This is a genomic window from Microcoleus sp. FACHB-68, from assembly GCF_014695715.1.
In the GTDB taxonomy this organism is placed as follows: Bacteria; Cyanobacteriota; Cyanobacteriia; order Cyanobacteriales; family Oscillatoriaceae; genus FACHB-68.
In genome coordinates this window covers 180150-204321 of sequence record NZ_JACJOT010000001.1, presented here as the reverse complement: position 1 = coordinate 204321, position 24172 = coordinate 180150, and the positions used below count along the sequence as shown (strand labels likewise).

Here is a 24172-nt window from a genome sequence, read left to right as displayed (position 1 = left end):
GAGGCATGAATGAGTACAGACAGTTCCCGTAAAAACGTCATTTTAATTGTCGATGACACGCCGACAAATTTAGAGATGCTATTCGATTTTTTAGTCGATGCTGGCTTTAAAGTCTTAGTTGCTTGTGATGGTGAAAGTGCGATTGAAAAAGCACAATATGCTTTGCCGGATCTAATTTTGTTGGATGTCGTCATGCCAGACATTGATGGATTTGAAGCTTGCCGACAGCTAAAAATAAATCCCTCTACACAAGATATTCCCGTAATTTTTATGACCGCACTTTCTGAGCCGGTGCAGAGAGTAGAAGGTTTAAACTTGGGGGCAGTTGACTATATCACCAAACCGCTTCAACATGAAGAAGTTTTAGCGCGGATTAAGATTCATTTGAGCCTCCGCAATCTCAATAAAACCCTTCAAATGCAAAATCTGCGTCTAGAACAAGAAATCCAAGAACGGTTGCGCTCAGAAGAAAAAATTCGCGAACAAGCTGCCTTACTGGATGTCACTACCGATGCGATTTCTGTGCAAGATTTAAATCACAAAATTCTCTATTGGAATCAAGGCGCAGAACGTCTTTATAAATGGAAAGCAGAAGAAGCGGTGGGCAAAAATGCCAAAGAACTTTTGTACCGATCCGGTGTATCTCAACCCCAGGATAACCTTAAAGTTTTAGCTGAAAAAGGAGAGTGGCAGAGTGAGTTGTATCAAGTCACGAAAGAGAGTAAAGATATCATTGTCGCTAGCCGCTGGACTTTAGTGCGCGATGAAGCTGGCCAGCCTAAATCTATTTTGACAGTTAACACGGATATTACAGAAAAAAAACAACTCGAAGCGCAGTTTCTCCGGGCGCAGCGGATGGAAAGTATCGGCACCCTGGCAAGCGGCATTGCTCATGATCTCAACAATGCTTTAACGCCTATTTTGGGCGCTGTTCAACTCTTGGCACACAAACTTCCGGACGAGCAAAGCCAGCGGTTGCTGACAATTTTAGAGAAAAATACCAAGCGCAGTGCTGAATTTGTTAAACAAGTGCTGTCTTTTGCACGCGGAGTTGAAGGCGAACGCACCACGCTACAAGTGGGGTACTTAATTTTAGAAATTGAACAGATTGCTAAACAGACATTTTCGAGAGCAATTGAGATTTTTACAGATATTCCACTGTTGGATTTGTGGACGATATCGGGCGATGCCACTCAACTTCATCAGGTGTTACTGAACCTTTGCGTTAACGCTCGTGATGCCATGCCTAGAGGCGGAACTTTAGAAATTTCTGCGAGAAATATTTGGATTGATGAAAATTTTGCTCGCCTGAATATCGAGGCTAAAGTTGGGCCTTATGTTGTGATTACTGTGTCTGATACGGGAATGGGAATTCCTAAAGAAATTATTGATAGAATTTATGAGCCATTTTTTACAACAAAAAAAATCGGAAAAGGCACGGGATTAGGTCTTTCAACCGTAATAGGAATTGTTAAAAGTCACGGCGGTTTTATCAACCTGGTTAGTGAGTTGGGGATTGGCACAGAGTTTAAGGTGTACTTACCGGCAACCGATACAGCAGCAACGGAATCTACACAAGATAATCCCCATGAAATTCCCTCTGGGCACGGAGAATTAATTCTTGTTGTTGATGATGAAGATTCAATTCGCGATATTACTAAAATTTCCCTGGAAGCCTATGATTACAAAGTAATTGTGGCAAGTGATGGCGTTGAAGCAGTAGCGCTGTATGCCCAACACCAGGAAGAAATTAGTGTGGTATTAGTCGATATTATGATGCCGGTGATGGATGGGACAGCTACGATCCGCACGTTGCAAAAAATGAATCCCCAGATCAAAATTATTGCGGTTAGCGGGCTGATGTCAAGCACTAAAAAAACTGAAGTCAGCGGCAAAAGCGTCAAAAGCATTTTGCCAAAGCCTTATAGCTCTGAGGAATTGCTATTAAAATTACATAGCGTTATTAATGATTAAACATTATAAAAATATATATAGATTTACAAATTAATTTGAAGAGGATCGTACAATGAAAGAATTATGAAGAGAAACAGGATAAATGACTTTGCAACTGAGCCGAGTCAGCCAAAAGCTTAGAACAGAACAGAATTTTTATTTTGAATAAATGTGGTGTCATAAATGAAGACTGAAAATGCCAAAAAAGGCGTCATCTTACTTGTAGATGACACGCCGACAAATTTAGGGGTACTGTTCGATTTTTTAGCGGATTCTGGCTTTAAAGTCTTAGTTGCTTGTGATGGAGAAAGCGCGATAGAGAAAGCAGAGTATGCATTGCCAGACCTGATTTTGCTGGATGTCGTGATGCCGGGGATAGATGGATTTGAAACTTGCCGCCGGCTCAAAGCGAATGAAGCAACGAAAGATATCCCAATTATTTTTATGACGGCGCTTTCTGACCCGACGGATAAGGTCAGAGGCTTAAATATTGGGGCGGTGGATTACATCACTAAGCCATTTCAGCAAGAAGAGGTTTTAGCTCGTGTGACAATTCAGATGAGCCTGTGCAACTTAGCGAAAAAACTTCAGGCTCAAAATGAGTGTTTGCAGCATGAAATAAAAGAGCGGGCGGCTGCAGAACGAGCACTTTTAAATCTCACATTGGAATTAGAACAAAGGGTAGAGCAAAGGACATCTGCGCTTTCTGAAGCGAATCGGCTGCTAACCCAATCGAATGAGCGGTTGCAACAGGAAATTCAAGAGCGTCTCAGTGCAGAGGCGGCTTTGCTGCAATCAGAAGCGCAATTGCGAACCCAAGCTCACGATATAGAAAGAGCTTTACTCGAACTTCAGCAGGCACAATCCCAACTGATTCAAAGCGAAAAAATGTCAAGTTTGGGGCAGTTGGTTGCTGGCGTTGCTCATGAAATTAATAACCCCGTTAGCTTCATTTACGGAAATCTCGATCACGCGAATCTCTATAGCTCAAGCCTGCTTGAGCTTTTGCATCTTTACCAAGCACACTATCCAGAGCCGGCTCTTGTAATTCAAGATAAGATATCAGAAATTGATCTAGATTTTTTAATTGAAGATTTGCCGAAGCTTCTGGCTTCCATGAAAATAGGGGCGGAACGCATCCGCGAGATTGTTTTGTCTCTGCGGAAGTTTTCTAGACTGGATGAATCGGATATGAAGCCAGTTGATATTCATGAAGGACTTGAAAATACCCTGCTAATTTTGCAAAATCGCATTCGAGATAAGGTGGGGCATTCAGGTCTTTTAATTGTCAAAGATTATGGAAATTTACCGGAAGTTGAGTGTTATGCCGGCCAGTTGAACCAAGTATTTATGAATATCTTGAGTAACGCTCTTGATGCGCTAGATGAGTATGATCGCAAGCGCCCAGTAGAAGAGATTGTACATAATCTCAGCACTATTCGGATTCATACGGCAGTTATCAATTCAGATCGAGTGACGATTCAGATTTCTGATAATGGGCCTGGAATGACTGAAGACGTGTGCCGCCGGTTATTTGATCCTTTCTTTACGACGAAACCTGTTGGTTCTGGTACAGGTTTGGGGTTATCCATTAGCTATCAAATTGTCGTTAAAAAACATGGGGGCACCTTAAAGTGCGTTTCCACACCGGGTGAAGGATCGCTGTTCATCATTGAGATCCCGATTCACCAGCAAGCAGGGCGAACCGCACTCAGCCAAAGCAAAACCACCCAAAATCAACAACCTCTGGTTTCTAGCCCCAGAGAGTGACAAAATAATAGTTCTAACGATTGCTTGAGCTGGAAAAAGAGCTATGACCATCCATTCCCTACAACGTGCGTTCGACCAAGGCAGGGCGCTTAAAATTATCAGTGGTTTAACCAATTTTGACGCTGATCGCGTGGCTGCCACGGTTCGGGCTGCAGAGTTGGGCGGCGCGACGTTTGTGGATATTGCCGCCGATGCAAATTTGGTGCGGTTGGCGCGTCAGTTGACAAGTTTGCCGATTTGTGTGTCCGCAGTGGAACCGGCAAAATTTGTGCCGGCAGTAGAAGCCGGTGCCGATTTGATTGAAATTGGCAACTTTGATGCGTTCTACGCCCAAGGACGCCGGTTTGAGGCAGCAGAAGTGTTGCAACTAACTCACGAAACCCGTTCCTTGCTACCTCACATTACCCTATCTGTAACCGTGCCCCATATTCTGGCGCTAGACGAGCAAGTGAAACTGGCAGAAGAACTCGTCAAAGCCGGCGCTGATATTATCCAAACCGAAGGCGGCACCAGCAGCGCCCCCACCCACGCCGGCACCTTGGGATTGATTGAAAAAGCCGCCCCCACCCTGGCAGCTGCTTATGAGATTTCTCGTGCCGTCTCCGTGCCGGTGTTATGCGCCTCCGGCATTTCCAACGTCACAGCACCCTTAGCCGTTGCTGCCGGTGCTGCCGGTGTTGGCGTCGGTTCCGCGATCAATCGCCTCGACAGCGAAGTTGCCATGATTGCAGCAGTTCGCAGCTTAGTTGAAGCACTGGCAACCGTGAGCCGGTCGTCAATCTACGCTTAATCTAACTTCTGAAGTTGTAGAGGCAAACTTAATATTGTCTCTACAACTTCAGAATTTGTTCTTTATTAACATTAGCCATCACATCTTTTATTCATCTGTGTATGCCGGCATCCTGCATCATCATCTGTGTTTATCTGTGTTTATCTGTGGTTAAAAAAATCTTCCCTCTTCATTAAAATTCTCCCACCGGCAGCACTTCAGGACGCCACAAATACTCCCGCAAATTAACTTTTCCTTCAGCGCTAAATTTTATCCCTTCTTCTTCCAACAACGCTTGCTGTAAGCAGTCCGTGCCATATCGTAAAGGCGACTGAGATATCTCCCCCTTAGCATTAATTACCCGATGCCAGGGAATATCTGATGAACGCATATCAACCCGATAAAGCGCATATCCCACCAAACGCGCTTTCCCGTAAAGTTGTGCCAAATCTGCCACTTGTCCGTAAGTTGCCACTCGACCATGCGGGATTTTGCGGACAATGTCATAGATATGATCGTAAGTTGACATTGGCTTTTCCTTTCCTATTCTCTGCCGCGATTTTGCATTTCCTGCCGGCGCATTGGCATCGCATCAATTTCATTAAAAATCACTTCAGGCTCAACCGGCTTCTGATCGCGACGCTTTGCAGTGCCATCTTTACCAATCAGGATAACCCGGAATTCTTCAGGAGCAACGTTAAATTCAGATCGCAAACTGGCAGCATCCGCTTCATTAAGCGTTTGCGTTTTTGCCTGACTTGTGCCTTCTGCCAATAGTTCAATGGCGATTAAATCTCGCTCTTGGAAACCGGCAACTGTTTTTTCAATAAGCTGCATCTGCCGTTGGTAGTCGGGATTGTCTTTTGAAGGTGCAAAGATGAGTAAGAGCCGATTTTTCCACTGGTAGGTGTTGAGATTGAATGCCATATTGCTGTCTTTTGTCTTTGCCACTAAATTTGTTGCCGGCGGCATCGAGATGGAGGTTTGCGGCATTAATGTGCCGGCTGCCGGTATCAGCAACAGTCCCAGAATAAACCAACGAGTCAACATAATCAGCTATCTAGACTTTAACAATTCGCTTCAGCTTCTAGCCTAACGCACTTCTTTTATGATGATAATCATTAACTGAACTGGTAATGCACAGAAGTCTTATTCTTTCGTGTCGGCTCCCTCTCTCCTGAGAAATAGTTATTTCAGCAAAGAACGATTACAATTGCAATATTGGCCTAAACGTGCATGAAGTTGACTCAAAAAATATTTTAATAGGACAGACTTAATCATGAGTGCTTTAACTCTACAATTACCGCCGGTTCTTAAACTGACTGACGAACAATTTGAACAACTTGCTGCGGCTAACCAAGACTTGCAGCTAGAACTCACAGCTAAAGGAGAATTAATGATTATGCCGCCGACGGGAGGAGAAACGGGAAACCGGAATTTTGAAATTTACATTGATTTAGGCGTTTGGAACCGGCAAACACGTCTGGGAAAAGCCTTTGATTCTTCTACAGGGTTTCGGTTGCCGAAAGGTGGCACTCGTTCTCCTGATGCTTCTTGGGTGAGTATAAAGCGATGGGAAGCTTTGACGCAAGAGGAACGAAAAAAATTCCTACCGTTGTGTCCCGACTTTGCAATCGAATTGGTTTCGGAAACGGATGATGTGGAAGAAACCCGGAAAAAAATGCAGGAGTATATTAGTAATGGTTTACGTTTGGGGTGGTTAATTAATCCTAAAATTCGGCAAGTAGAAATTTATCGCCCGAATCGAGAAGTTAAGATTTTAGATTCTCCCGCTACGTTATCGGGCGAAGATGTTTTGCCGGCATTTATTTTAGATTTACAAGCAATTTTTGAATAAATGAATGATTGAGCAATATGTGCTACAGCCAGATGCTCAGATGCCGACAAATCAGACTAAATTCTATGCGCTTTTGACCCAATAAGTATTTTAATAGGACGGACTGAATCATGAGTAATTTGACTCTACAATTACCGCCGGTTCTTAAATTGACTGACGAGCAGTTTGAACAACTTGCTGCGGCTAACCAAGATTTGCAACTAGAACTCACCGCTAAAGGAGAATTAATTATCATGCCGCCGACGGGAGGAGAAACGGGAAACCGGAATCTGGATATAGAAGGACAGCTTTGGCTTTGGAACCGGCAAACACGTCTGGGAAAAGCCTTTGATTCTTCTACAGGGTTTCGGTTGCCGAAAGGTGGCACTCGTTCTCCTGATGCTTCTTGGGTGAGTATAAAGCGATGGGAAGCTTTGACGCAAGAGGAAAGAAAGAAATTCCTACCCTTGTGTCCCGACTTTGCAATCGAATTGGTTTCGGAAACAGATGATGTGGAAGAAACCCGGAAAAAAATGCAGGAGTATATTAGTAATGGGCTGCGTTTGGGGTGGTTGATTAATCCTAAAATTCGGCAAGTAGAAATTTATCGCCCGAATCAAGAAGTTGAGGTTTTAGAATCTCCCGCTACGTTATCGGGTGAAGATGTTCTGCCGGCATTTATTTTAGATTTACAAGCAGTTTTTGAATAGCTGGATTACTGATTTAACGGCAAAGTGCGAATATAATAACCATAGATGAATACACTGCTAGGGGGTAAATTATGGCAATCCTCACCATCGATAACCTACCCGATGACTTATTGGAGCAAATTCAGAAACTTGCCAACCAAAACCATCAACCTATTAACGAACAAGTCATCAACTTATTAAAACAAGCTCTACAAAAGCCCCAACCTCCCCTCAAATTCCTTGTTTCCCCTGAAACAGATCCCACTTGGGAAGAACGCTGTAAAGCCACCCCACAACTACTCGCTGAAATTGAGCAGCGGCTAGAACAGCGTCGTGTTGACAATGCTAATGTTGAATGGCCAGATAGCACGGCTTTACTTAGAGAGGATCGGGATAGATGACAACTCCTTTGCGATGCGTCGTTGATGCGAGTGTGGGAATTAAGCAATTTGTTCCCGATCCCTTATCCTCAAAAGTTAAGCAACTGTTCGCCCACCTCGCCATTCCTGGAACAGAATTCTTTATCCCAGACTTGTTTTATATCGAAACAGCTAACATCCTTTGGAAATATGTTCGTGCAAGACTGTACGCTGCTGCGGATGTTCCGGCAGACTTAGCCACTCTCAAAGGTATGTCTTTGCGCGTCACTTCCACGGCTGAGTTAATGGAAGAAGCGGTTAATATTGCCATAAATTACGGAATTTCTGCCTACGATGCCTCTTATGTAGCTCTTTCGCAGCGAGTTAAAGCACCACTGCTAACTTTAGATCAAAAGCTAGTGAATTCCTTAGCAACTGCACCTTATGATGTGCGGTTGTTTACTGACTTCTCTATCCCATCCTTGCCCTAATTCATGCCTCAGCAATGCCAAAGGTAAAGGCGATTTTTTGTGCCGGCACCCACAACAGAAAAATAAATTGGGTAGCTGATCACCCGTTAGACAAAATGCCACGATCATCAGCTACCCAAAGATTAGTCAAGCCGGCATTATCTGGGAGTACCCTCGGCGATTTTGACAACCGGCACAACGTCCGACTGTGCAACCTTCGGAATTAAAAATCTCTTCGCATAAATCTGGGGATTTGCTTCTGCGATTTGGATATAAGATTGGCGAACCTGGGTATTCACTGCAACCGTTTTGACATCGTACATTTGCATTCCCATATTTGGGTAGATGCCAAGGCCGATAATTAACACGAGAAAACAAGCTGCAATAAATACTTCACGAGGTCTGGCATCGGTAAATTCTGAATCGATAGGCAAGCTACAATTTGTACCAAAGCAAACCGGCGCTTGATTTCCCTGATTCTTCAAATCTACATCACTGAGATCGCAGATTGGTGCAATGTCGCAGGTGGGTATTTCACCGGAATTGTAAAAGACTTGTCGCAGCATCGAAAGCAGATAAACCGGCGTCAGAATGACTCCCACGGCAGCGAGTAAAACCGTTACGGTGCGGAAGGTTGAGCTGTAGATGTCGCTGGTTGTGATTCCCACAAAAACGGAGAGTTCACCGACAAAACCGCTCATTCCCGGTAATGCCAAGGATGCCATTACACCCATTGTAAATAGGGCAAAAACTGTGGGCATTGCTTGAGCAATTCCGCCCATTTCTTTCATTGCCATTGTGTGGGTGCGATCGTACGTCACGCCGGCTAAAAAGAAGAGTAAGGAAGCAATCAAACCGTGGGAAATCATTTGCAGCATTGCGCCGTTGATTCCCAAGTCGGTAAAGGAGGCAATTCCCAACAGGACAAATCCCATGTGAGAAACCGACGAATAGGCGAGGCGTCGCTTCATATTCGTCTGGGCAAACGAGTTTAGCGCCCCGTAGACAATATTGATCACGCCTAGAATTGCTAAAACCGGCGCAAAGTAAACGTGTGCGTCAGAAAGCAGTCCTAAGTTGAGGCGAATTAAACCGTATCCGCCCATTTTTAGCAGGACGCCGGCTAATACCATTGAGACGGGAGAAGAGGCTTCGCCGTGTGCATCCGGTAGCCAGGTGTGCAGGGGGAAAACAGCTAGCTTGACGCCAAAGGCAATCAGCAAGCCGGCATAAAGCAGCAATTCTAAACCAAGTGGGTAATCCTTTAAGCCGAGTTCGACCATATCGAAGGTGAAATGATCGCCGGTGAATGCCATTCCCAAGCCGGCAACCAAAATAAAAATAGAAGCAGCAGCGGTATAAATTAAGAACTTCATCGCAGCGTACTGACGCTTTTGCCCTCCCCAAATCGAGACGAGGAGATACACGGGAATCAGTTCGACTTCCCACATAATGAATAGCAGCATTACGTCTTGCGCGACGAATACCCCGATCTGTGCCGAATACAGCACCAGCATCAGGAAATAGAACAGGCGGGGTTTAAGATCGACTTGCCACGCTGCAAAAATCGAGAGTGTGGTGACTAATCCTGCCAGAAGCACTAGCGGGGCGGAAACGCCATCGACGGAAACTGACCAGTTTATGCCTAACTGAGGCACCCAGGCATATTGCTCGACGAGTTGAAATGCAGCGCTGCTGGGATTGTAATGATTCCAGAAGACGAAGCACATTAAGGCAAAATCTGCAACAGCTACGCCCAGTGCATACCACCGCACACGCTTACCGTCTTTATCGGGGAGAAAGGGGATTAGCAGTGCCGCAACGAGTGGCAGCAAGACTATTGCAGTCAGCCAGGGAAATTGATCCGCTATCATGTGAGTCGCAAAAAATTAAGAATTTCTCAATGTCATCTATCTTAGGCAATTTTGTAACATTTATTTATAAATATTTTCCCTAGTTAAGTATAAGTGGATCTACAGAGATAGCCGGCAGTCTAGATGCTTCGTTTCTCTTCAGAATGGCTACAACGTTGCCGGTTGTTTATTTCCACCATCAATCCTTTGCGTGTTGAGACAGTTTTACGATCCAGCACTCAATAGGAATGAGAGCCGGTTCGTAGGTTTACGACAGACCCAGTTGTTGTTTGAGAGCTTCTGGAACGTTTTGGGCTGTTTCTAAGCCTTGGACATTGTCCCAGTTTGTATTTTCATCCCAGCGAACGTTTTCGAGGTCGGCACCCATGAGGTTGACGCCTCTGAGGTTGGCACCACTGAGGTCGGCACCCATGAGGTTGGCACCTCTGAGGTTGGCAGTGTTGAGATGGGCATTGCTGAGGTTGGCACCTCTGAGGTTGGCACTGCTGAGATGAGCGTGGCTGAGGTTGGCAGTGTTGAGATGGGCATTGCTGAGGTTGGCATTTTCGAGGTTGGCACTGCTGAGGTTGGCATTGATGAGGTTAGCACTGCTGAGGTTGGTATTATTGATGAAGCTGGCATTGATGAGGTTAGCACTGCTGAGGTTGGCATCGCTGAGGTTGGTATCGCTGAGATAAGCACCGCTGAGGTTGGCATCGATGAGGTTAGCACTGCTGAGATAAGCACCGCTGAGGTTAGCACTGCTGAGATAAGCACCGCTGAGGTTGGCACCGATGAGGTTGGCAGCGATGAGGTAAGCACTGTTAAGATAGGCACCAATGAGCTTGGCACTGCTGAGGTTGGCATTTTCGAGGTTGGCATCGTCAAGGTTGGCATGGCTGAGGTTGGCATTGCTGAGGTTGGCACTGCTGAGGCTGACAGAGCCGAGGTTGGCACTTTTTAGGTTGGCATCGTTGAGGTTGGTATTGCTGAGAAATGAACCAATTACTCTGGTAAAAGCACCGGCATCGATACAATGGCAGTAACCAATGAGGCGACCCAGTCTAAATTGATCAAAATTTTCTGTATCTGGTTGACCACAAGGATAAAAAACAACTTGATCTTTTAACTCATCCTGTGACTGAGCATAACGGTTTAATTCCAATAGCAAAATCATCACATTCAGCCCTGTATAGATATCCACCTGTCGCTGTCCAAGGTTACTATTTTCCACTTGCGTTCTCAGCAACCGCATTTTATGTTGCGGTAAATTTCCTTCTTGTGGAAAATTAATAAAGAATAACTTTTTTGGAGGTGCATCAATTAATTCTCCATCACACCAGCGTAGATAAAAATCTTCTAAGCGCTGGAATAATTCCACCTGGCGAAATTCACCATCTTTTTTCAGCAATGCGGTTAAATATTCAACAATTTCTGGGGTTAATCCTCCATATCCCAGTAAATCGTAAATTTCCCAATCAAACTGCTCGTCAAGAATATCAAATTTCTGCCGTTGACTTCCTGGTTTAGTCCAGTTAATCAAACTTTCTTTGATACGTTTTGCACAGAGGAATTCCCCAAAACTCTTGTGACAAAACTCAACCGAACCGTCCTTCGATCCGGTTTGTAAATAAAATGTAGCCAAGGCATTTTTTAGCGCGCTTTCTCCTAAATCCTTTTCGGCTTTTTCAAGCAACGCTTTTGCACTCGCATCACTTTGCAGTCGTTCCTCTATCATCGAAATGGCCGCACATTCACCCCCCGACTGCACTACACATAAGCCGGCTTCCGTGAGAATTCTTTGTAAATCTTTGGTTTCTTGCCCTGTTAATTTTTGATTGAGCAATGGTTTACGTTGTTTGGTTAAAACCCAATCTAAGGCTTTTTCATAAATTACAATCTTTGCACTGATTACTTCGGCAAAATCTTCGACCTTAATTCTTTCATCCCGGTGCATGGCTGCCAGCAGATAAAGTAACAGAGGTTCTTTGGCTAATTCTTGTACCCGACCAGGACAATCTTTATCTTTTAATAACGCTTGAAATGCTTGATTTTTTGTTGCCCCGACTATCGCTTCCCATTTAACAAACCACTGCTGCTGAAGTTCATCATCCATTGGCAAGATTTCCACGCGTTCAATATTATCTGGCAGCCAGGTTTCAATGCTATGTAATGCCAGAGAGCGTCCGGTGATTAAAACCCGATGCCCTACCCCAGGAATATCGCTATAATCTTTTTGAAATTGCCCCACTTCAGTCAGAAAATCTTGCAGTGTTTTAATGTTTCTCCTTTCCAACACCAATTCATCAAAGCCATCAAGTAAAAATAAATAGCGGGTATTTTTATTGGTTAACCATCCATCATCATTTTTAACAAAATCCTCCTTAATAACTGCTTTTAAAGTATTTTCTAAGCTATTTTCAAAAGTTATAATATCGCGCAACCGAATTAAAATAGGTGTCCAGATTGGATGCAGTTCTCGCCTAACTTGATCTGCAAACATCCGGCAAAATACACTTTTTCCACGTCCCGGCCCTGCTTGGATAAACAGGACTTGATCTTGTTTAGTTTGATCTAGTAATAAACGCTTTGCCCACGCTTCTAAATTATCGGCGTATTCCCCATCTTTTTTGTTACCTGGCTTCACTTCCAGCGAAACATAAATCTGTTGAAATGTAATTAGCTCATCAGAATTAATTCGTTCTTGCGGTTTTGTGGCAATTTTTTTCTCTAAATATTTATCCAAATCGTGGTATTTTTCACTTTCTTTTCGCCATCCATCTCGGTAAAGCTGCACGAAGGCCGGCACCTTATCAGTTACACTGGCAAGCGCTTCATTTAAGTAGCGATGCGTTCCGCAAGCCACCCGTTTTGTGAGAATTTCGGCTTCATTGACACTCAGGCCGGCTTGTTTTACTAAAGTGGATAAAATTCCATTAAATTCTTCAGCTAACTCAGATTCATGAAAGCAGCGAAGTACATCTTTTGCTTGTGCTTCTGTCAGCTCAAAATCTCCTGATTTTTTTAGATAATATAAGAAATTTAAAACAATATTTTTGATTTTTTCATTAACGAAATCTGTATTTCCTAGCGTTTTAAAACTCTCAATATAGGCAAATAAAGCTGCTAAAAGCACCCATTCTGGCAAAAGCAGTTTTGCTTTAGTTTTCTCTCCAAAAAACTTAATAGATTTCGCTGCAAAACCAATCGCAAAAAGGCCGACAGATACACCTTGAGTTAAAAGAGTAGCGCTTGACACCAAAGGAATCACACAATCCCAAAAAGTTTTGCCAATCTCAGCACTCCCGCTCACCAACTCAGTTGAGTCCCATAAATCTTTAACTTTAGTATTCAGTAATTGCTTTAAATTTCTGCTCATATCCTACCTGCTCAAATTCAACTCTTAATTTACAGTCTACAAAAGCAACTCACTCAATTCCGGAAATCCCCATGTTCACTATCCCAAAATCCTTCCCTAGGCAAGCTGATCACCAAATGGATTCATTTTTTATAACTTAATTCTGTTGTTACCGCTGAAACCATGCCGTTAAAGCCAAGGCTAACCCATCTGCGGCATCATCAGGTTTCGGTAAAGTTTCTAAATTTAATTCCCTGGCAACTGCTTCTTGCACTTCCAGTTTATCCGCATTGCCATAGCCGGTGAGTGCTTGCTTAACCTGTGCCGGCGTATATTCAACTAAAGGCACTTCACACTGCGCGATCACTAACATCACCACACCCCGCGCCTGTGCAACTAGAATTGTATTTGCCATGCGATAAAAAAAGAACTTTTCTATCGCAATTAAATCGGGTTGCAATTGTTTGATGACGGTGTGCAAGTCTTCATAAATGGTACAGAGTCGCCGCCCAATTTCCTCGCCGGCAGGCGTCTGAATGACTCCAAAATCTAATGCAGAAACGGTGCCGGCAAAGTTTCCGCCGGCTGCCGGTTCACAGCAAATTGCCCCAAATCCTAATTTGGCTAACCCTGGATCTATGCCGAGGATTCGCTTTTGCATGGGTTGTTATGGTTGAGTTTTTTAACCGCAGATGAACGCAGATGAACGCAGATAAATGCAGATGAATGCGTGATCTGCGGTTGTTTTTCTAGCGTTTGCCGGCTCCGTTTGCTTGTGCAACTTTTTCGTCTGCCGGTTCTGCTAATCCAAATACGCGGCAGAAAACTTTTTGCACTTTGTAACCTGAATCAATCGATTCTAAAGGATCTTTCCGCAGCCGGTGACGCAGGCAAAGTGTAACGACTTGGCGGATATCATCAACCGTGACTTCTGTGCGTCCTTCAAAAGCTGCTAATGCTTTGGCTGCGCGATTTGTGACTAAATCTCCGCGCAATCCGTCCACATCTAATTCTGAGCAAACTTGGGAAATTTGCACCCGAAAGTCATAGTCAATTTGCACCGATTTTAGCAATTCTTGGGCATCTGCAAGCCGTTGTTGCAGAGCTTCTTGTTCATGCCGGTGCTTTTCTAAAAACTCTTGAGGATTTTGGTCAAAACCTGAGCGTTCCTCGACAATTTGCACGCGCAAAGTGGGATCTTTTACGGTGCGAATTTCTGCGTGCATCCCAAAGCGATCCAGCAATTGGGGACGTAATTCTCCTTCCTCTGGGTTGCCAGAACCCACAAGCACAAAACGCGCGGGGTGACGAATCGAAATGCCTTCCCGTTCTACGGTATTCCAACCAGAGGCGGCTGAATCTAAGAGCACATCAACTAAGTGATCGTCCAGCAAGTTGACTTCATCCACATAGAGGATGCCGCGATTCGCTTTAGCCAGCAATCCCGGTTCAAAGGCTTTCACACCTTCAGAGAGGGCTTTTTCAATATCAATCGTGCCGCAAACGCGGTCTTCTGTTGCGCCCAATGGTAAATCGACCATTTGCACTTTGCGGTTCGCCACCGGCACGTTTTCTTCACGCCCCAGCCGTTCTCGCACGGCATCGCTCATCAAATCTGGATCGCTGGGATGGCTGTTGAACGGATCGTCTGCCACAACTTCAATTTCTGGCAGCAAGTCAGCAAGCGCCCGGATAGTGGTCGATTTGCCGGTGCCGCGATCTCCCATAATCATCACCCCACCGATTTTGGGGTCAATTACATTCAACAACAGTGCAAGCTTCATCTCTTCTTGGCCAACAATGGCGGTGAAGGGAAAAACGGCACGACGAGCAGTTAAGTTCGGGACAGGGCTGGCTTGTGCGGTCAGAGTCATAACGATTTTAGATTTTGAATGCGCGAATTTTTGATCTTATCTAAATTTGGCAGAACCTATAATAGGAAATAGTTTCAGCCGGCAGCAACGAGCCTCAAAAATAATAGTTATTAACCAAATTTGAGATCACGAGATTTCCGAGACGTTCAGCACTTTCAGATTGCCGTCTCTCATTTTACAGCCCAGCGTCAGGCCATTATCATGTCCCCGCAAGATTAACCAACTTTCTCCAAAGTCGGCAGCCCCAAAAGCCGGTTAATGCCGGCAATCCTTTTGCAGCCACACCCAACTGCCCTAAAATTCGCTAGGTGGCAACCGCGATATCTTTAGATGAAGACCCTCATCCTAGGCTGCCGCCCCCTAACCCCCAACCGCATTTCCAGATAAATTTATGAGCAGTAATTCCCCCATCCCTGTTGTTGTCAATGGTGCCGCCGGCAAAATGGGCCGCGAAGTGATCAAGGCAGTTGCTGAAGCGCCAGATATGACGTTGCTGGGCGCAATTGACCGAAATCCAGAATTCTTCGGTCAAGATGCCGGTGAATTGGCCGGTATTGAACCCTTAGAAGTTCCCATCACCAACGAACTCGAATCGATGCTAGCCTTTGCCGCCCAGCAAAAAGAGATTGGCGTCATGGTGGATTTCACCCACCCGAAAACGGTGTATGATAACGTCCGCTCTGCGATCGCTTATGGCGTGAAGCCGGTTGTGGGCACCACCGGCCTAAGTCCAGAAAAACTGCAAGACCTCGCTGATTTTGCTGATAAAGCCAGCACCGGCTGTCTAATTATTCCTAATTTCTCCATCGGCATGGTACTGCTGCAACAAGCTGCCGTTCAGGCATCCCAGTATTTTGACCATGTAGAAATTATCGAACTGCACCACAACCAAAAAGCCGACGCCCCCAGTGGTACAGCTATTCAAACCGCCCAATTACTCGCAGAATTAGGTAAAACGTTCAACCCGCCCCAAGTAGAGGAAAGCGAAAAACTTGCCGGTGCCAGAGGCAGTACCGCAGACGAAGGCATCCGCATCCACAGCATCCGCCTCCCTGGTTTAATTGCCCACCAAGAAGTGATTTTCGGGGCTGCCGGTCAAGTTTACACCCTGCGTCACGACACCAGCGATCGCGCTTGCTATATGCCCGGTGTCTTGCTAGCCATTCGCAAAGTCCTGCAGCTCAAATCCCTCGTTTATGGTTTAGAAAAGATCCTTTAACAGGATGTTTGAAACGTGATCATTGCAACCCGAACCGCCCCCTAAATCCCCAATTCTGGGGGACTCTGAAGCGTAAGTCCTCAATCACCGACACCTACAATGTACACACATCTGGTGATCAACCTCAAAACCCCCGATTTCGACGCACTCGCCCCCCAATTCTGGGGGGAACCGGCATTCCAAGTCCCCCAAAGTTGGGGAGCCAGTGCGGTCTTGGGGTCTCCCCAAGTGGAGCAACTGGCGTGGATTTAGGGGGCAAATCAACCTCAAACGTCAGCAGAGAAGACTTGTGTGTACACCGTAGATCACCGACACAGGACACAGAACCAGGGACACCGGACAGAAGACACAACCCATGCTCATCCCAATAACTCGCAAAACCTTTGAACAGCTCATCCCCGCCGTTGCCACCGGCGCTCAATATGCTTACTATTCCGGCAAGTTTCCAGCTTTCTTAAAGCGGCTGTTAATCTCTGTGGTTGCCGTGGTGGTGATTTGGCTGCTGGGACTGGCACTCGGCAACAACGGCGGCGGCGGCCTGGTATTTTTATTGGGGATAACCGCAAGCCTTTATTGGCTATGGGGTCCCGTTGCTTTAGCTAGTTTCCGCAATGTTGAATGCCGGCGTTATCAGTATGCTGGATTTTGGCAAGGACGAGTTCTGGATGTTTATTTCACAGATGATTTAATCGGTCAAGAGGAAACCGTCAATACCAGAGGAGACCTCGTGATCGTAGAAAATCGAGAGCGCCGGTTGAATTTAGAAGTCGGAGATAAAACCGGCTTTTCCACCCAAATGCAAGTGCCCCTGCGTAAAGAGCACGAAAAGATCGTTAAAGGTCAAGTGGCGCTGATGCTGGTGATGTCCAATCAACCGGATTTAAGCCGAATTTCCAAATACTCAGACATTTACATTCCCAATAAGAATATTTGGGTAAGTGACTATCCTTACCTGCGACGGGATGAGTTTATCGATATCAGCCGGCAATTACGCGAAGCCAAACGCAAGCGGCAATCAGGGACTAGGGATAGGGGCTAGGTAGGGACTAGGGACTAGGGGGAGAAATGCCCAATTCCCAATCCCCAATGCCCCATGCCCAATCCCCCATGCCCAATGCCCCATGCCCCATGCCCAATCCCCATTCCCCATTACATCGCCGTATTCGTCTCTTGACCGTATGCCTGCCATGCCAGGTCTACCAGTCCGTTAACAATGGCGACTGCAACCACCGCACTGCCTTTACGTCCCTCAATGCGAATGTGAGGAACAAGTGAGTCATTCAGACGCCCTTTTGCAACATCCACATCCACGAATCCAGAGGGCGTGCCAATAACCAGCGCCGGCCTAATTTCCTCGGCTTCAATTAATTCCACAAGCGTAGTCAAAGCCGTTTGCGCCTGTCCCACCACAAAAATTCCCTCTGGATAGCGTCTGGCTAGGGTTTCAATGCCCCAAGCCGCACGCGTTCTTTCTTTTTGAGGCCGCGTAATCGCTTCCATGCTGCAATACACAGGATTGGCAAAGGTCGTCTGAATCAGGGGTGCAATGCCAACCTGCACCATTGGCACATCCACCACAATGGTTGTGCGGGCCGCTAATGCTGCGGCACCGGCTTGCAGGGCTTGCTCAGAAAAGCCGATCAAAGACTTGTATTCAAAATCGGCGGTTGCGTAAATCACCCGACGCACAATTTCGTACTCTGCCGGTGAAAAAACGTGATCGCCAATTTCTCGGTCAATAATTCCCAGACTTTGGGCGTCGCTTATATGCCATTCCATCTTGAATCGCGGCATGAAAATCGCGTTAAACCCTGCCGGGTTATAACGGCAGAGGGATGCCGTACCTCCAAACTAAAGTTTACGCGATTCCTTCGCAAAAGCTACACGATAAACCTAACTGATCCGTTTTCAGCTAATCTGGTAATTCGGGACGCTCGGCTCTACAGAAAGAGAAATCCTTTGCCGGTCTTGTGCGCCCCACTGCCTCTAGGTTTCAGAATTTGCAGAAGATTGTTTGAGCATCGGCGTCAGATAAGCCACCAAGGCACCCAGAACAAACCCAATAATATTGCGGAATAAAGGCAGCCACTCCGAGGTGCGGGTGATCACCGGCCCGATTCCGAAGGCGATGAACAAGATGCCCCACAGCGGCGAGAAAATTAACGCCCACTGCCATGCAAATACTTTTCCATCACGGGGTTGAGCCGCAAATCCGCAGATAATTCCACCCAGCACGGAAGTAATCAGGGTGAGAATCCATTGCTCTCTAGGCAGTCCCGGCACAACCCGACAGCCACCCTGACGCAAACAAGTTTTTACAGACTCTAAAGATTGAAGGATCGCTTGATCTTCCCCTTCCTCCCTGACAAAGAACTGATTGCCGAAACGCGTTTGCAACTCGATCCAGAAAGTGCGCGGCAGCAGGGGGTATAGCTCATCGCCAACGTTAAAATTCAGCAAATTGCCGCCACGCGGATCGGCAACAAGCAGAACGCTTTTATTATCTAGATTCCAAAACTTTTTCACCGCACGGCCAGGTGTGCGGTCATATTGAGTTAAAACTCTCAGTTTCCAGCCGGTTTCGGCTTCAAATTGCTCTAAGTCTTTATCCAGTGTTGCTTCCTGATTGTCGGTGAGAGATTTGGCCAAATCAATCACGGCGGTCTGAGTGTCGGGCAGCAAGTCGGGATTTTCGTAAGCATAAGCAGCCGGTGCAAATGCCCAAACCGATAGAGCCAGGATGAATGCAGTGACAGATATTAAAAGTCTTTGAGGAAAACGTATTTGCATGGGAAGTTCTAAAGGAATCTCTAAGGTGGACGCTAATGCTTTGTTTTAAAGGTTAATAGAAAGATAACATTTCTTTACACTATTTTAATTTAGTCTCAAACACAGAACCCCGGCAAAGTGCCGAAGCGCCCTAGATGCGGCAGAATTAAGAGCATTCCCATGCCCCACGCCCTATGTCCGACGCCCATAGATTTCGCACCTATCGCACCGTGATCCTTATCCTCTCGCTCCTGATGGTTCCTTTGGGATTGGCGACGAAGGTGTATCAAGGGCCATTCAGCGGATGGGCTTATGATTATGCCGGCGATGTTGTTTACGAAACCTTCTGGATCTTGCTGGGAGTTTTCATTTGGCCCAAAGTGCAGCCGGTGAAGATCGCATCCGCAGTTTTCATCATCACCTCAGTGATCGAGTTCCTGCAGTTGTGGCAGCCGGCCTTTTTGCAAGCCATCCGCGCAACAACTTTGGGCAAACTCCTGCTGGGTACAACTTTTGTTTGGTGGGATTTCCCGCACTATTTTATCGGGTGTGTTCTCACTTGGTTGGTCGTGCGATATCTCAAATCAAAGCTGGTGCCGGCCTTCAAGTAGGGTTGGGTTGAGTGCCGGTGAACCCTGGGTTTCACTTCGCCCAACCAACGCCCCTGCAAAAAAAACAAGCCCCCTTTTAATTAAGGAGGCTTGTAGGACTCTTAAAAGGAAGATTTCGAGAAAACTTCCTATCGGTAATCTTGCCTTTGAATATCTCGCAAACGAGCTTCAGGACGCTTAAACCGATCCATTTGAGCTTCAAAAAACGCCCGATTTGCCTGTAGGTGTTCTGGATCTGGATCGTCTAAAGGATGAAGTGTTGCAGTGCGTAATGCTTGAATCACCGCCGAGGTGACGCAATACATGGAACGCTGAAAAGTAATCCCTAATTGGATTAACATATCTTCTTCACCGCGACAGTGCTGGCGATAGTAATCCACAAGGTAGGGGGGGAGGAAATGCAGCATATCCTGCATTAAAAGTGTGGGGGGAATGCCGGCAGTACCCACGGGAAACACATCAGCATAAAGAATTCCATAATGGAAATCTTTCTGATCTTCGGGTACTTGGTTAGCTTGAGCGTTGTAAGACTTTGTACCTCGGAAAGGAGCAGTCCGGTAAAACACCGCTTCTACATAAGGTAATGCAGCTTCGTACAGCCAGACAAACCCTTTAGATTTGGGGATAATTTCGTACATCTCACCCCGAATATAAACGTGGTGGTAAATCGGACGACCGGCAACGGCAAAAATTCCATTAACCAGAAAATTCATGGCTTCTGGAACGCTGGTAATTTTCCCTTCATCATAAAGGTCAGACATTTCAAAGAAAACCGGAGCCATCACTTCCCAGAACAAGCCTAAATTGCTGTAATAAGACAGTTGCCGCACTTGTTCAATAAACATTTCTGGGAATAACTTATACAGTCCCAGCATCACCGGATTGCCTTTGAAATAAGCTTTAATTGCCCGATCTGCATTAGCTTTATATTCATCGGTATCGAGATAGGGATCGAATTTACCCCCCATATCTCTGTGCCAAAACATGGCTCGCATACAAGCTTCGGCAAATTCCATATTCACCCGATCATGTAACAGGTGGCGAAATAACCGAGGCATTTTCGTCTTTATTTCCCCTTTTTCCATGAACTCCAAGAGTTCAGGATGAGCCGTGGCTTCTCCGCGCCAAACTCGCAAATCTGCATCGTCACCGGCATAGTGGTTATGCAGTTCTAAATACTCTTTTGGTAGAAAGTATTTAAAGAAGGGAAGTGGGTCTAAAAATACGCGTTCTGCAATATAAAGTAGATCCCTCCAGTAGAAATCCATCGGCACGGCATAAGCTTTATAAATGCCGATAATTTGCATGAGGTTTTCTGGGGTGTCTGGTAGCATTGCCCCACCTGCTTCTAGGCGATGAATGATGTTGGCAAATTCATGCTGGGAGGGGGGGAGTTTGGTGGTTTGTTGGGGAGGAGTTTGTACCATTGTTCTTTTCTCTTAAGTATAAGTTTGAATTTTTTAACCGCAGATGGACGCTGATAAACGCAGATGATGAGGGAAGATTTTTTTTGTTTTGGAGGGTTGGGATAGATTAGTTTTCTGTGGTTGCAGTTTGGGTGTTTAGCTGCCGGCGCAAGTTAATGGCGTGGTAGATACTTAGAACGTCATGCTTCCAGATGGGTAAAATTAGGGTCATGGCTATTTCTTCTAGGGTGTGAAGAATGCCTACGATGATGGCAAGCCAAAGGGCAATTCCTGCACGATCAAGGCTGAACCAAGCAATTGTTGCAATGAAAAGGGTGATTCCCCAAATTTTGGCTGAGTAGCTGTGGTAACTGGCGGGTTTGCCATATTTCAGCAAGTTAACGATCCACCACATTAACTGTGCGAAAACGACGGTTAGCAATGGGATGCGGAAGGCAATGACTAAGTCTTTGTTGACTAACCATGCGCTACTGAATACACAGATATAAAGGCAACGGTCGGCCCAACTATCAGCTTGACGTAAGCCGGCTGTGCTGATTTTGAGGCGTCTAGCAATGATGCCATCAAAGATATCTGAGAGAAAGGCTGCCACGAAGCCGGCAATAAACCAAATGCTTGTTTGACCATCAAGTGCATCCCAAAGCAGAAATGGGCCAATGAGAAAGCGGAAAACAACGAGTGCGGCAGGAATGGAATTGATCACAGAGGTGGGTTTTTTAATGGGTAATAATAATTCTGACTATTACCCATTACTGGACGGTTTTCCGAGACTGTAACATTGCTAAAAGTAGGGGTGCCGGCAGATAGCTTTGCACGTTGAAAAACCTGTTTTGTAATTACTCTGTTTCTGCCAGAATTACTTTTGTGAGTGATAGTTGATGGCGACTTCTTGAGTGCTATTATTTGAAATCGCGGCAACCATTGCTGTGGTTGTGGGTTCACTCCAGCGCACTAACCAATTGGGTTGAATTCCTAGTAAGAAAATGGTAACAGCTAAAACTAAGGCTGGAATGCGTTCTGGCCATTTTATTTTGGGATAGTAAGCCAAGTTGTTATCCAGTTTGCCAAAGCAAGTGCGGTTCAGCAAAATGACAAAGTAGACGGCTGTTAAACCGGAGGCAATGACACACAAAAGTGTGGGTACTGGAAAGACTGGGAAACTGCCTTGAAAGACGAGAAATTCTGCGATAAACCCGACTAAACCTGGAATGCCGGCACTCGCCATTCCGCCTAAAATTAACAATCCACTGACTAGGGGTAAACCGCGAATGGGATTCATCAAGCCGTTGAGCAAATCTAATTCGCGGGTGCCGACTTTTTCCTCAATAATCCCCACCAAATAAAAGAGAATTGCCAGAATTAAACCGTGGGCAACCATTTGGGAAACACATCCGAGAAGGCTAAGCGGGGTGCCGGCAGCCGCAGCGACTAAAATATAGCCCATGTGACCGATAGAACTGTAAGCCACCATGCGTTTGATGTCTTTTTGAGCAATCGCGCTGAGTGCGCCATAAAGCACACTGACTACCCCAATAATTGATAGCCCTGGTGCTACAATCGTCCAAGTTTCAGGAAACAGTTGCAATCCAAACCGAACTAATCCATAAGCGCCTAACTTGGCGAGAATTCCACCGAGAAGAATTGCTATGGGCGGCGAAGCTTCAACATAAGCATCAGGCAACCAGGTATGCAGGGGAACCAGTGGAATTTTGATGCCAAAACCGATTAGCAGAAGGGTCAGCAGAATCAGTTGTGTAGTTAAGGGTAATCCTTGGGTGAGAATTGCATCAAAATCAAAGCTGGTAGAGTCACTCAGCCAAGTCATCCCTAAAAATGCTGCGAGAATTAAAATTCCCGATACGGCTGTGTAGATGAGAAATTTCATGCCGGCATAGCCGCGTTTGGAACCGCCCCAAATCGCAATCAAAAGATATAGGGGGATTAATTCCAATTCGTAAAATAAAACAAACAGCAGCAAATTCTGAGCGGCAAAAGCCCCAGCAATGCCGGCATTGACGAGCAGAATCAAAGAATAGTAAAGCCGGGGACGTTCCACGCCTTCACCGTTGCCGTAAATGGCAATCCATGTCAGCAAGCCGCTTAAAGCTAGCAATGGAAAAGATAAGCCATCTACCCCTAAGTTGTAGGTCAAACCTAATTGAGGAATCCAGGGTAAATATTCCTGAAATTGCAACCCGGAAACGGTTAAACTAAACTGGCTTCCCAACCAGAAAGTCCACAATAGGATAGCAGAAGCGATTGCTACTGCGATAAAACGCACCCGATTTGCATTGAGGTTTCCCGGTAACAATCCCACAAGAGCAGCACCCACTACGGGCAGCCAGATCAGCGTGCTAAGCATAAAGTGTCCTTTGTTCTTTGTCTGCTTGTCCTTTGTTAATAATTAATGACTAATTGTTAATTTTTATTTTAATAATTAGCCATTAATCAACGAATCCAGGTTCTAACTCACCATAGTTACAGTCCCGGTATCTAAATCGTAATAAGCGCCTACGATTTTCAGTTTATTTTCTTGAATTAACTGAGAGAGAACTGGAGATAATTTCAGTCGCTCAACTTGCAGGCTCACATTGGCTTTACTTGCATTTTCTAGCCGATCACCAGATTTTCCTTCAGTGTTTTCAACCGCTGGTCTAATCGCATCGAGCAAGCTAGATATTTGACCGGGAACCTGAGCGCCTTTAATCGTTGCTTCTACCGCCCCACATCTTTTATGACCGACAACAACAATCACTTTTGTGCCTAAGACTAAGCTGCCAAATTCTAGGCTGCCAATTTCTTCGGGTGTGGCGACATTACCTGCCACGCGGCAGACAAATAAATCACCTAATCCTTGGTCAAAGATAATTTCAGAAGGGAACCGGGAATCTGCACAGCCGAGAATTGAGGCAAACGGCTTTTGACCTTTTGCAACTTCTGCAAGACGTGCAAAGTCTTGGTTAGGGCTTAGGCGTTTTTTATCAATAAACCGTCGGTTCCCCTCCATTAACTTTTGTAGAGATTCATCGGGAGTTAAGTCAGTTTTTTGTGCGACTGCCGGCTCTGGAAAAGTCAATTTGGAACCAAGTTGAGAGGCTAATACCCCGGTTCCGACGGCACCGGCACCCAACTTAATCAAACTTCTTCTTGAGAAACTGTTCATTTTTAGACTCTTCCTTTGAAATGTTGAAAAATTACCTACACAAATTTTGAA

The 24172-nt window shown here is 45.6% G+C and carries 24 protein-coding genes; 11 read left to right on the top strand and 13 right to left on the bottom strand.

Annotated features, from left to right (window positions below; genetic code table 11):
• Positions 1–9: 9 nt before the first annotated feature.
• The 3 genes from H6F73_RS00820 to H6F73_RS00810 all read left to right on the top strand — a co-directional run bounded on the left by H6F73_RS00820 (position 10) and on the right by H6F73_RS00810 (position 4513).
• Entirely contained in the window at positions 10–1974 is a 1965-nt protein-coding gene (locus H6F73_RS00820) for a response regulator (RefSeq protein ID WP_190756933.1), read from the top strand.
• A gap of 162 nt (positions 1975–2136) precedes the next feature.
• Positions 2137–3723 carry a response regulator gene (locus tag H6F73_RS00815; RefSeq protein ID WP_190756932.1) on the top strand — a complete coding sequence of 529 codons (1587 nt, stop codon included), beginning with the start codon at positions 2137–2139 and terminating at the stop codon, positions 3721–3723.
• Between the two features lie 43 nt (positions 3724–3766).
• Positions 3767–4513, top strand: coding sequence for a DUF561 domain-containing protein (locus H6F73_RS00810; RefSeq protein ID WP_190756931.1), 747 nt, complete (start codon positions 3767–3769; stop codon positions 4511–4513).
• 172 nt (positions 4514–4685) lie between these two features.
• Here the strand turns inward: H6F73_RS00810 and H6F73_RS00805 are convergent, their stop codons facing one another.
• Together H6F73_RS00805 and H6F73_RS00800 are read right to left on the bottom strand one after the other, a co-directional pair.
• A complete protein-coding gene (locus H6F73_RS00805) occupies positions 4686–5021 on the bottom strand; it encodes an MGMT family protein (protein ID WP_190756930.1) in 336 nt (111 codons plus the stop codon).
• Between the two features lie 14 nt (positions 5022–5035).
• Complete coding sequence (locus H6F73_RS00800; RefSeq protein ID WP_190756929.1) at positions 5036–5542, bottom strand: DUF4174 domain-containing protein; 507 nt, start codon at positions 5540–5542, stop codon at positions 5036–5038.
• Between the two features lie 229 nt (positions 5543–5771).
• Here H6F73_RS00800 and H6F73_RS00795 point away from each other — a divergent pair, with 229 nt between their 5' ends.
• The 4 genes from H6F73_RS00795 to H6F73_RS00780 all read left to right on the top strand — a co-directional run bounded on the left by H6F73_RS00795 (position 5772) and on the right by H6F73_RS00780 (position 7868).
• Positions 5772–6350 (top strand): Uma2 family endonuclease, encoded by a 579-nt coding sequence (locus tag H6F73_RS00795; RefSeq protein ID WP_190756928.1) that lies wholly within the window; start codon positions 5772–5774, stop codon positions 6348–6350.
• A gap of 110 nt (positions 6351–6460) precedes the next feature.
• Positions 6461–7039, top strand: coding sequence for a Uma2 family endonuclease (locus H6F73_RS00790; RefSeq protein WP_190756927.1), 579 nt, complete (start codon positions 6461–6463; stop codon positions 7037–7039).
• A gap of 71 nt (positions 7040–7110) precedes the next feature.
• Positions 7111–7419, top strand: coding sequence for an Arc family DNA-binding protein (locus tag H6F73_RS00785; RefSeq protein ID WP_190756926.1), 309 nt, complete (start codon positions 7111–7113; stop codon positions 7417–7419).
• On the top strand, positions 7416–7868 hold the full coding sequence (locus tag H6F73_RS00780; protein WP_190756925.1) for a type II toxin-antitoxin system VapC family toxin: 453 nt from the start codon (positions 7416–7418) through the stop codon (positions 7866–7868). The genes H6F73_RS00785 and H6F73_RS00780 overlap by 4 nt, the downstream gene beginning before the upstream one ends.
• A 137-nt stretch (positions 7869–8005) precedes the next feature.
• Here H6F73_RS00780 and H6F73_RS00775 read toward each other — a convergent pair whose 3' ends face one another.
• From H6F73_RS00775 to bchI, 4 genes are all read right to left on the bottom strand, one after another.
• A complete protein-coding gene (locus H6F73_RS00775; RefSeq protein ID WP_190756924.1) occupies positions 8006–9721 on the bottom strand; it encodes an NAD(P)H-quinone oxidoreductase subunit 4 in 1716 nt (571 codons plus the stop codon).
• Positions 9722–9968: 247 nt separating this feature from the next.
• Positions 9969–13079, bottom strand: coding sequence for a pentapeptide repeat-containing protein (locus H6F73_RS00770; protein ID WP_190756923.1), 3111 nt, complete (start codon positions 13077–13079; stop codon positions 9969–9971).
• 148 nt (positions 13080–13227) lie between these two features.
• Entirely contained in the window at positions 13228–13719 is a 492-nt protein-coding gene (ruvC, locus tag H6F73_RS00765) for a crossover junction endodeoxyribonuclease RuvC (RefSeq protein WP_190756922.1), read from the bottom strand.
• A gap of 88 nt (positions 13720–13807) precedes the next feature.
• A complete protein-coding gene (bchI, locus tag H6F73_RS00760) occupies positions 13808–14932 on the bottom strand; it encodes a magnesium chelatase ATPase subunit I (RefSeq protein WP_190756921.1) in 1125 nt (374 codons plus the stop codon).
• Positions 14933–15323: 391 nt separating this feature from the next.
• Between bchI and dapB the strand changes: the two genes are divergently transcribed.
• The 3 genes from dapB to H6F73_RS00745 all read left to right on the top strand — a co-directional run bounded on the left by dapB (position 15324) and on the right by H6F73_RS00745 (position 17190).
• Positions 15324–16151 (top strand): 4-hydroxy-tetrahydrodipicolinate reductase, encoded by an 828-nt coding sequence (gene dapB, locus H6F73_RS00755; RefSeq protein WP_190756920.1) that lies wholly within the window; start codon positions 15324–15326, stop codon positions 16149–16151.
• Positions 16152–16250: 99 nt separating this feature from the next.
• Entirely contained in the window at positions 16251–16403 is a 153-nt protein-coding gene (locus H6F73_RS00750; protein WP_190756919.1) for a hypothetical protein, read from the top strand.
• Positions 16404–16506: 103 nt separating this feature from the next.
• The gene (locus tag H6F73_RS00745; protein WP_190756918.1) at positions 16507–17190 is read left to right on the top strand and encodes a phosphate ABC transporter permease; all 684 of its coding nucleotides are present in this window, start codon (positions 16507–16509) and stop codon (positions 17188–17190) included.
• Here H6F73_RS00745 and H6F73_RS26835 read toward each other — a convergent pair.
• From H6F73_RS26835 to H6F73_RS00735, 3 genes are all read right to left on the bottom strand, one after another.
• Positions 17167–17301 carry a hypothetical protein gene (locus H6F73_RS26835; RefSeq protein WP_277882569.1) on the bottom strand — a complete coding sequence of 45 codons (135 nt, stop codon included), beginning with the start codon at positions 17299–17301 and terminating at the stop codon, positions 17167–17169. The two genes, H6F73_RS00745 and H6F73_RS26835, sit on opposite strands and share 24 nt — an antisense overlap.
• Complete coding sequence (locus H6F73_RS00740; RefSeq protein ID WP_190757077.1) at positions 17301–17930, bottom strand: precorrin-8X methylmutase; 630 nt, start codon at positions 17928–17930, stop codon at positions 17301–17303. Before H6F73_RS00740 ends, H6F73_RS26835 begins: the two co-directional genes overlap by 1 nt.
• A gap of 207 nt (positions 17931–18137) precedes the next feature.
• The gene (locus H6F73_RS00735) at positions 18138–18941 is read right to left on the bottom strand and encodes a TPM domain-containing protein (protein ID WP_190756917.1); all 804 of its coding nucleotides are present in this window, start codon (positions 18939–18941) and stop codon (positions 18138–18140) included.
• 173 nt (positions 18942–19114) lie between these two features.
• Between H6F73_RS00735 and H6F73_RS00730 the strand changes: the two genes are divergently transcribed.
• The gene (locus H6F73_RS00730) at positions 19115–19531 is read left to right on the top strand and encodes a DUF2809 domain-containing protein (protein WP_190756916.1); all 417 of its coding nucleotides are present in this window, start codon (positions 19115–19117) and stop codon (positions 19529–19531) included.
• Between the two features lie 128 nt (positions 19532–19659).
• Here H6F73_RS00730 and H6F73_RS00725 read toward each other — a convergent pair whose 3' ends face one another.
• The 4 genes from H6F73_RS00725 to H6F73_RS00710 all read right to left on the bottom strand — a co-directional run bounded on the left by H6F73_RS00725 (position 19660) and on the right by H6F73_RS00710 (position 24121).
• Positions 19660–20958, bottom strand: coding sequence for a CO2 hydration protein (locus tag H6F73_RS00725; protein ID WP_190756915.1), 1299 nt, complete (start codon positions 20956–20958; stop codon positions 19660–19662).
• A gap of 106 nt (positions 20959–21064) precedes the next feature.
• On the bottom strand, positions 21065–21661 hold the full coding sequence (locus tag H6F73_RS00720; protein WP_190756914.1) for a CDP-alcohol phosphatidyltransferase family protein: 597 nt from the start codon (positions 21659–21661) through the stop codon (positions 21065–21067).
• A gap of 153 nt (positions 21662–21814) precedes the next feature.
• Positions 21815–23320, bottom strand: a complete 1506-nt coding sequence (locus H6F73_RS00715; protein ID WP_190756913.1) for an NADH-quinone oxidoreductase subunit M — start codon at positions 23318–23320, stop codon at positions 21815–21817.
• 102 nt (positions 23321–23422) lie between these two features.
• A complete protein-coding gene (locus H6F73_RS00710; RefSeq protein WP_190756912.1) occupies positions 23423–24121 on the bottom strand; it encodes a carbonic anhydrase in 699 nt (232 codons plus the stop codon).
• Positions 24122–24172: the final 51 nt, after the last annotated feature.

Bases quoted from the DNA above. Each gene is read 5' to 3' on its own strand.
- dapB (WP_190756920.1), top strand. From the start codon at position 15,324: ATGAGCAGTAATTCCCCCATCCCTGTTGTTGTCAATGGTGCCGCCGGC.
- H6F73_RS00775 (WP_190756924.1), bottom strand. From the start codon at position 9,721: ATGATAGCGGATCAATTTCCCTGGCTGACTGCAATAGTCTTGCTGCCA.
- H6F73_RS00780 (WP_190756925.1), top strand. From the start codon at position 7,416: ATGACAACTCCTTTGCGATGCGTCGTTGATGCGAGTGTGGGAATTAAG.
- H6F73_RS00790 (WP_190756927.1), top strand. From the start codon at position 6,461: ATGAGTAATTTGACTCTACAATTACCGCCGGTTCTTAAATTGACTGAC.
- H6F73_RS00800 (WP_190756929.1), bottom strand. From the start codon at position 5,542: ATGTTGACTCGTTGGTTTATTCTGGGACTGTTGCTGATACCGGCAGCC.
- H6F73_RS00730 (WP_190756916.1), top strand. From the start codon at position 19,115: ATGTCCGACGCCCATAGATTTCGCACCTATCGCACCGTGATCCTTATC.
- bchI (WP_190756921.1), bottom strand. From the start codon at position 14,932: ATGACTCTGACCGCACAAGCCAGCCCTGTCCCGAACTTAACTGCTCGT.
- H6F73_RS00735 (WP_190756917.1), bottom strand. From the start codon at position 18,941: ATGCAAATACGTTTTCCTCAAAGACTTTTAATATCTGTCACTGCATTC.
- H6F73_RS26835 (WP_277882569.1), bottom strand. From the start codon at position 17,301: ATGGGGAATGGGGATTGGGCATGGGGCATGGGGCATTGGGCATGGGGG.
- H6F73_RS00725 (WP_190756915.1), bottom strand. From the start codon at position 20,958: ATGGTACAAACTCCTCCCCAACAAACCACCAAACTCCCCCCCTCCCAG.
- H6F73_RS00745 (WP_190756918.1), top strand. From the start codon at position 16,507: ATGCTCATCCCAATAACTCGCAAAACCTTTGAACAGCTCATCCCCGCC.
- H6F73_RS00785 (WP_190756926.1), top strand. From the start codon at position 7,111: ATGGCAATCCTCACCATCGATAACCTACCCGATGACTTATTGGAGCAA.
- H6F73_RS00750 (WP_190756919.1), top strand. From the start codon at position 16,251: ATGTACACACATCTGGTGATCAACCTCAAAACCCCCGATTTCGACGCA.
- H6F73_RS00740 (WP_190757077.1), bottom strand. From the start codon at position 17,930: ATGGAATGGCATATAAGCGACGCCCAAAGTCTGGGAATTATTGACCGA.
- ruvC (WP_190756922.1), bottom strand. From the start codon at position 13,719: ATGCAAAAGCGAATCCTCGGCATAGATCCAGGGTTAGCCAAATTAGGA.
- H6F73_RS00810 (WP_190756931.1), top strand. From the start codon at position 3,767: ATGACCATCCATTCCCTACAACGTGCGTTCGACCAAGGCAGGGCGCTT.
- H6F73_RS00795 (WP_190756928.1), top strand. From the start codon at position 5,772: ATGAGTGCTTTAACTCTACAATTACCGCCGGTTCTTAAACTGACTGAC.
- H6F73_RS00770 (WP_190756923.1), bottom strand. From the start codon at position 13,079: ATGAGCAGAAATTTAAAGCAATTACTGAATACTAAAGTTAAAGATTTA.
- H6F73_RS00820 (WP_190756933.1), top strand. From the start codon at position 10: ATGAGTACAGACAGTTCCCGTAAAAACGTCATTTTAATTGTCGATGAC.
- H6F73_RS00805 (WP_190756930.1), bottom strand. From the start codon at position 5,021: ATGTCAACTTACGATCATATCTATGACATTGTCCGCAAAATCCCGCAT.
- H6F73_RS00715 (WP_190756913.1), bottom strand. From the start codon at position 23,320: ATGCTTAGCACGCTGATCTGGCTGCCCGTAGTGGGTGCTGCTCTTGTG.
- H6F73_RS00710 (WP_190756912.1), bottom strand. From the start codon at position 24,121: ATGAACAGTTTCTCAAGAAGAAGTTTGATTAAGTTGGGTGCCGGTGCC.
- H6F73_RS00815 (WP_190756932.1), top strand. From the start codon at position 2,137: ATGAAGACTGAAAATGCCAAAAAAGGCGTCATCTTACTTGTAGATGAC.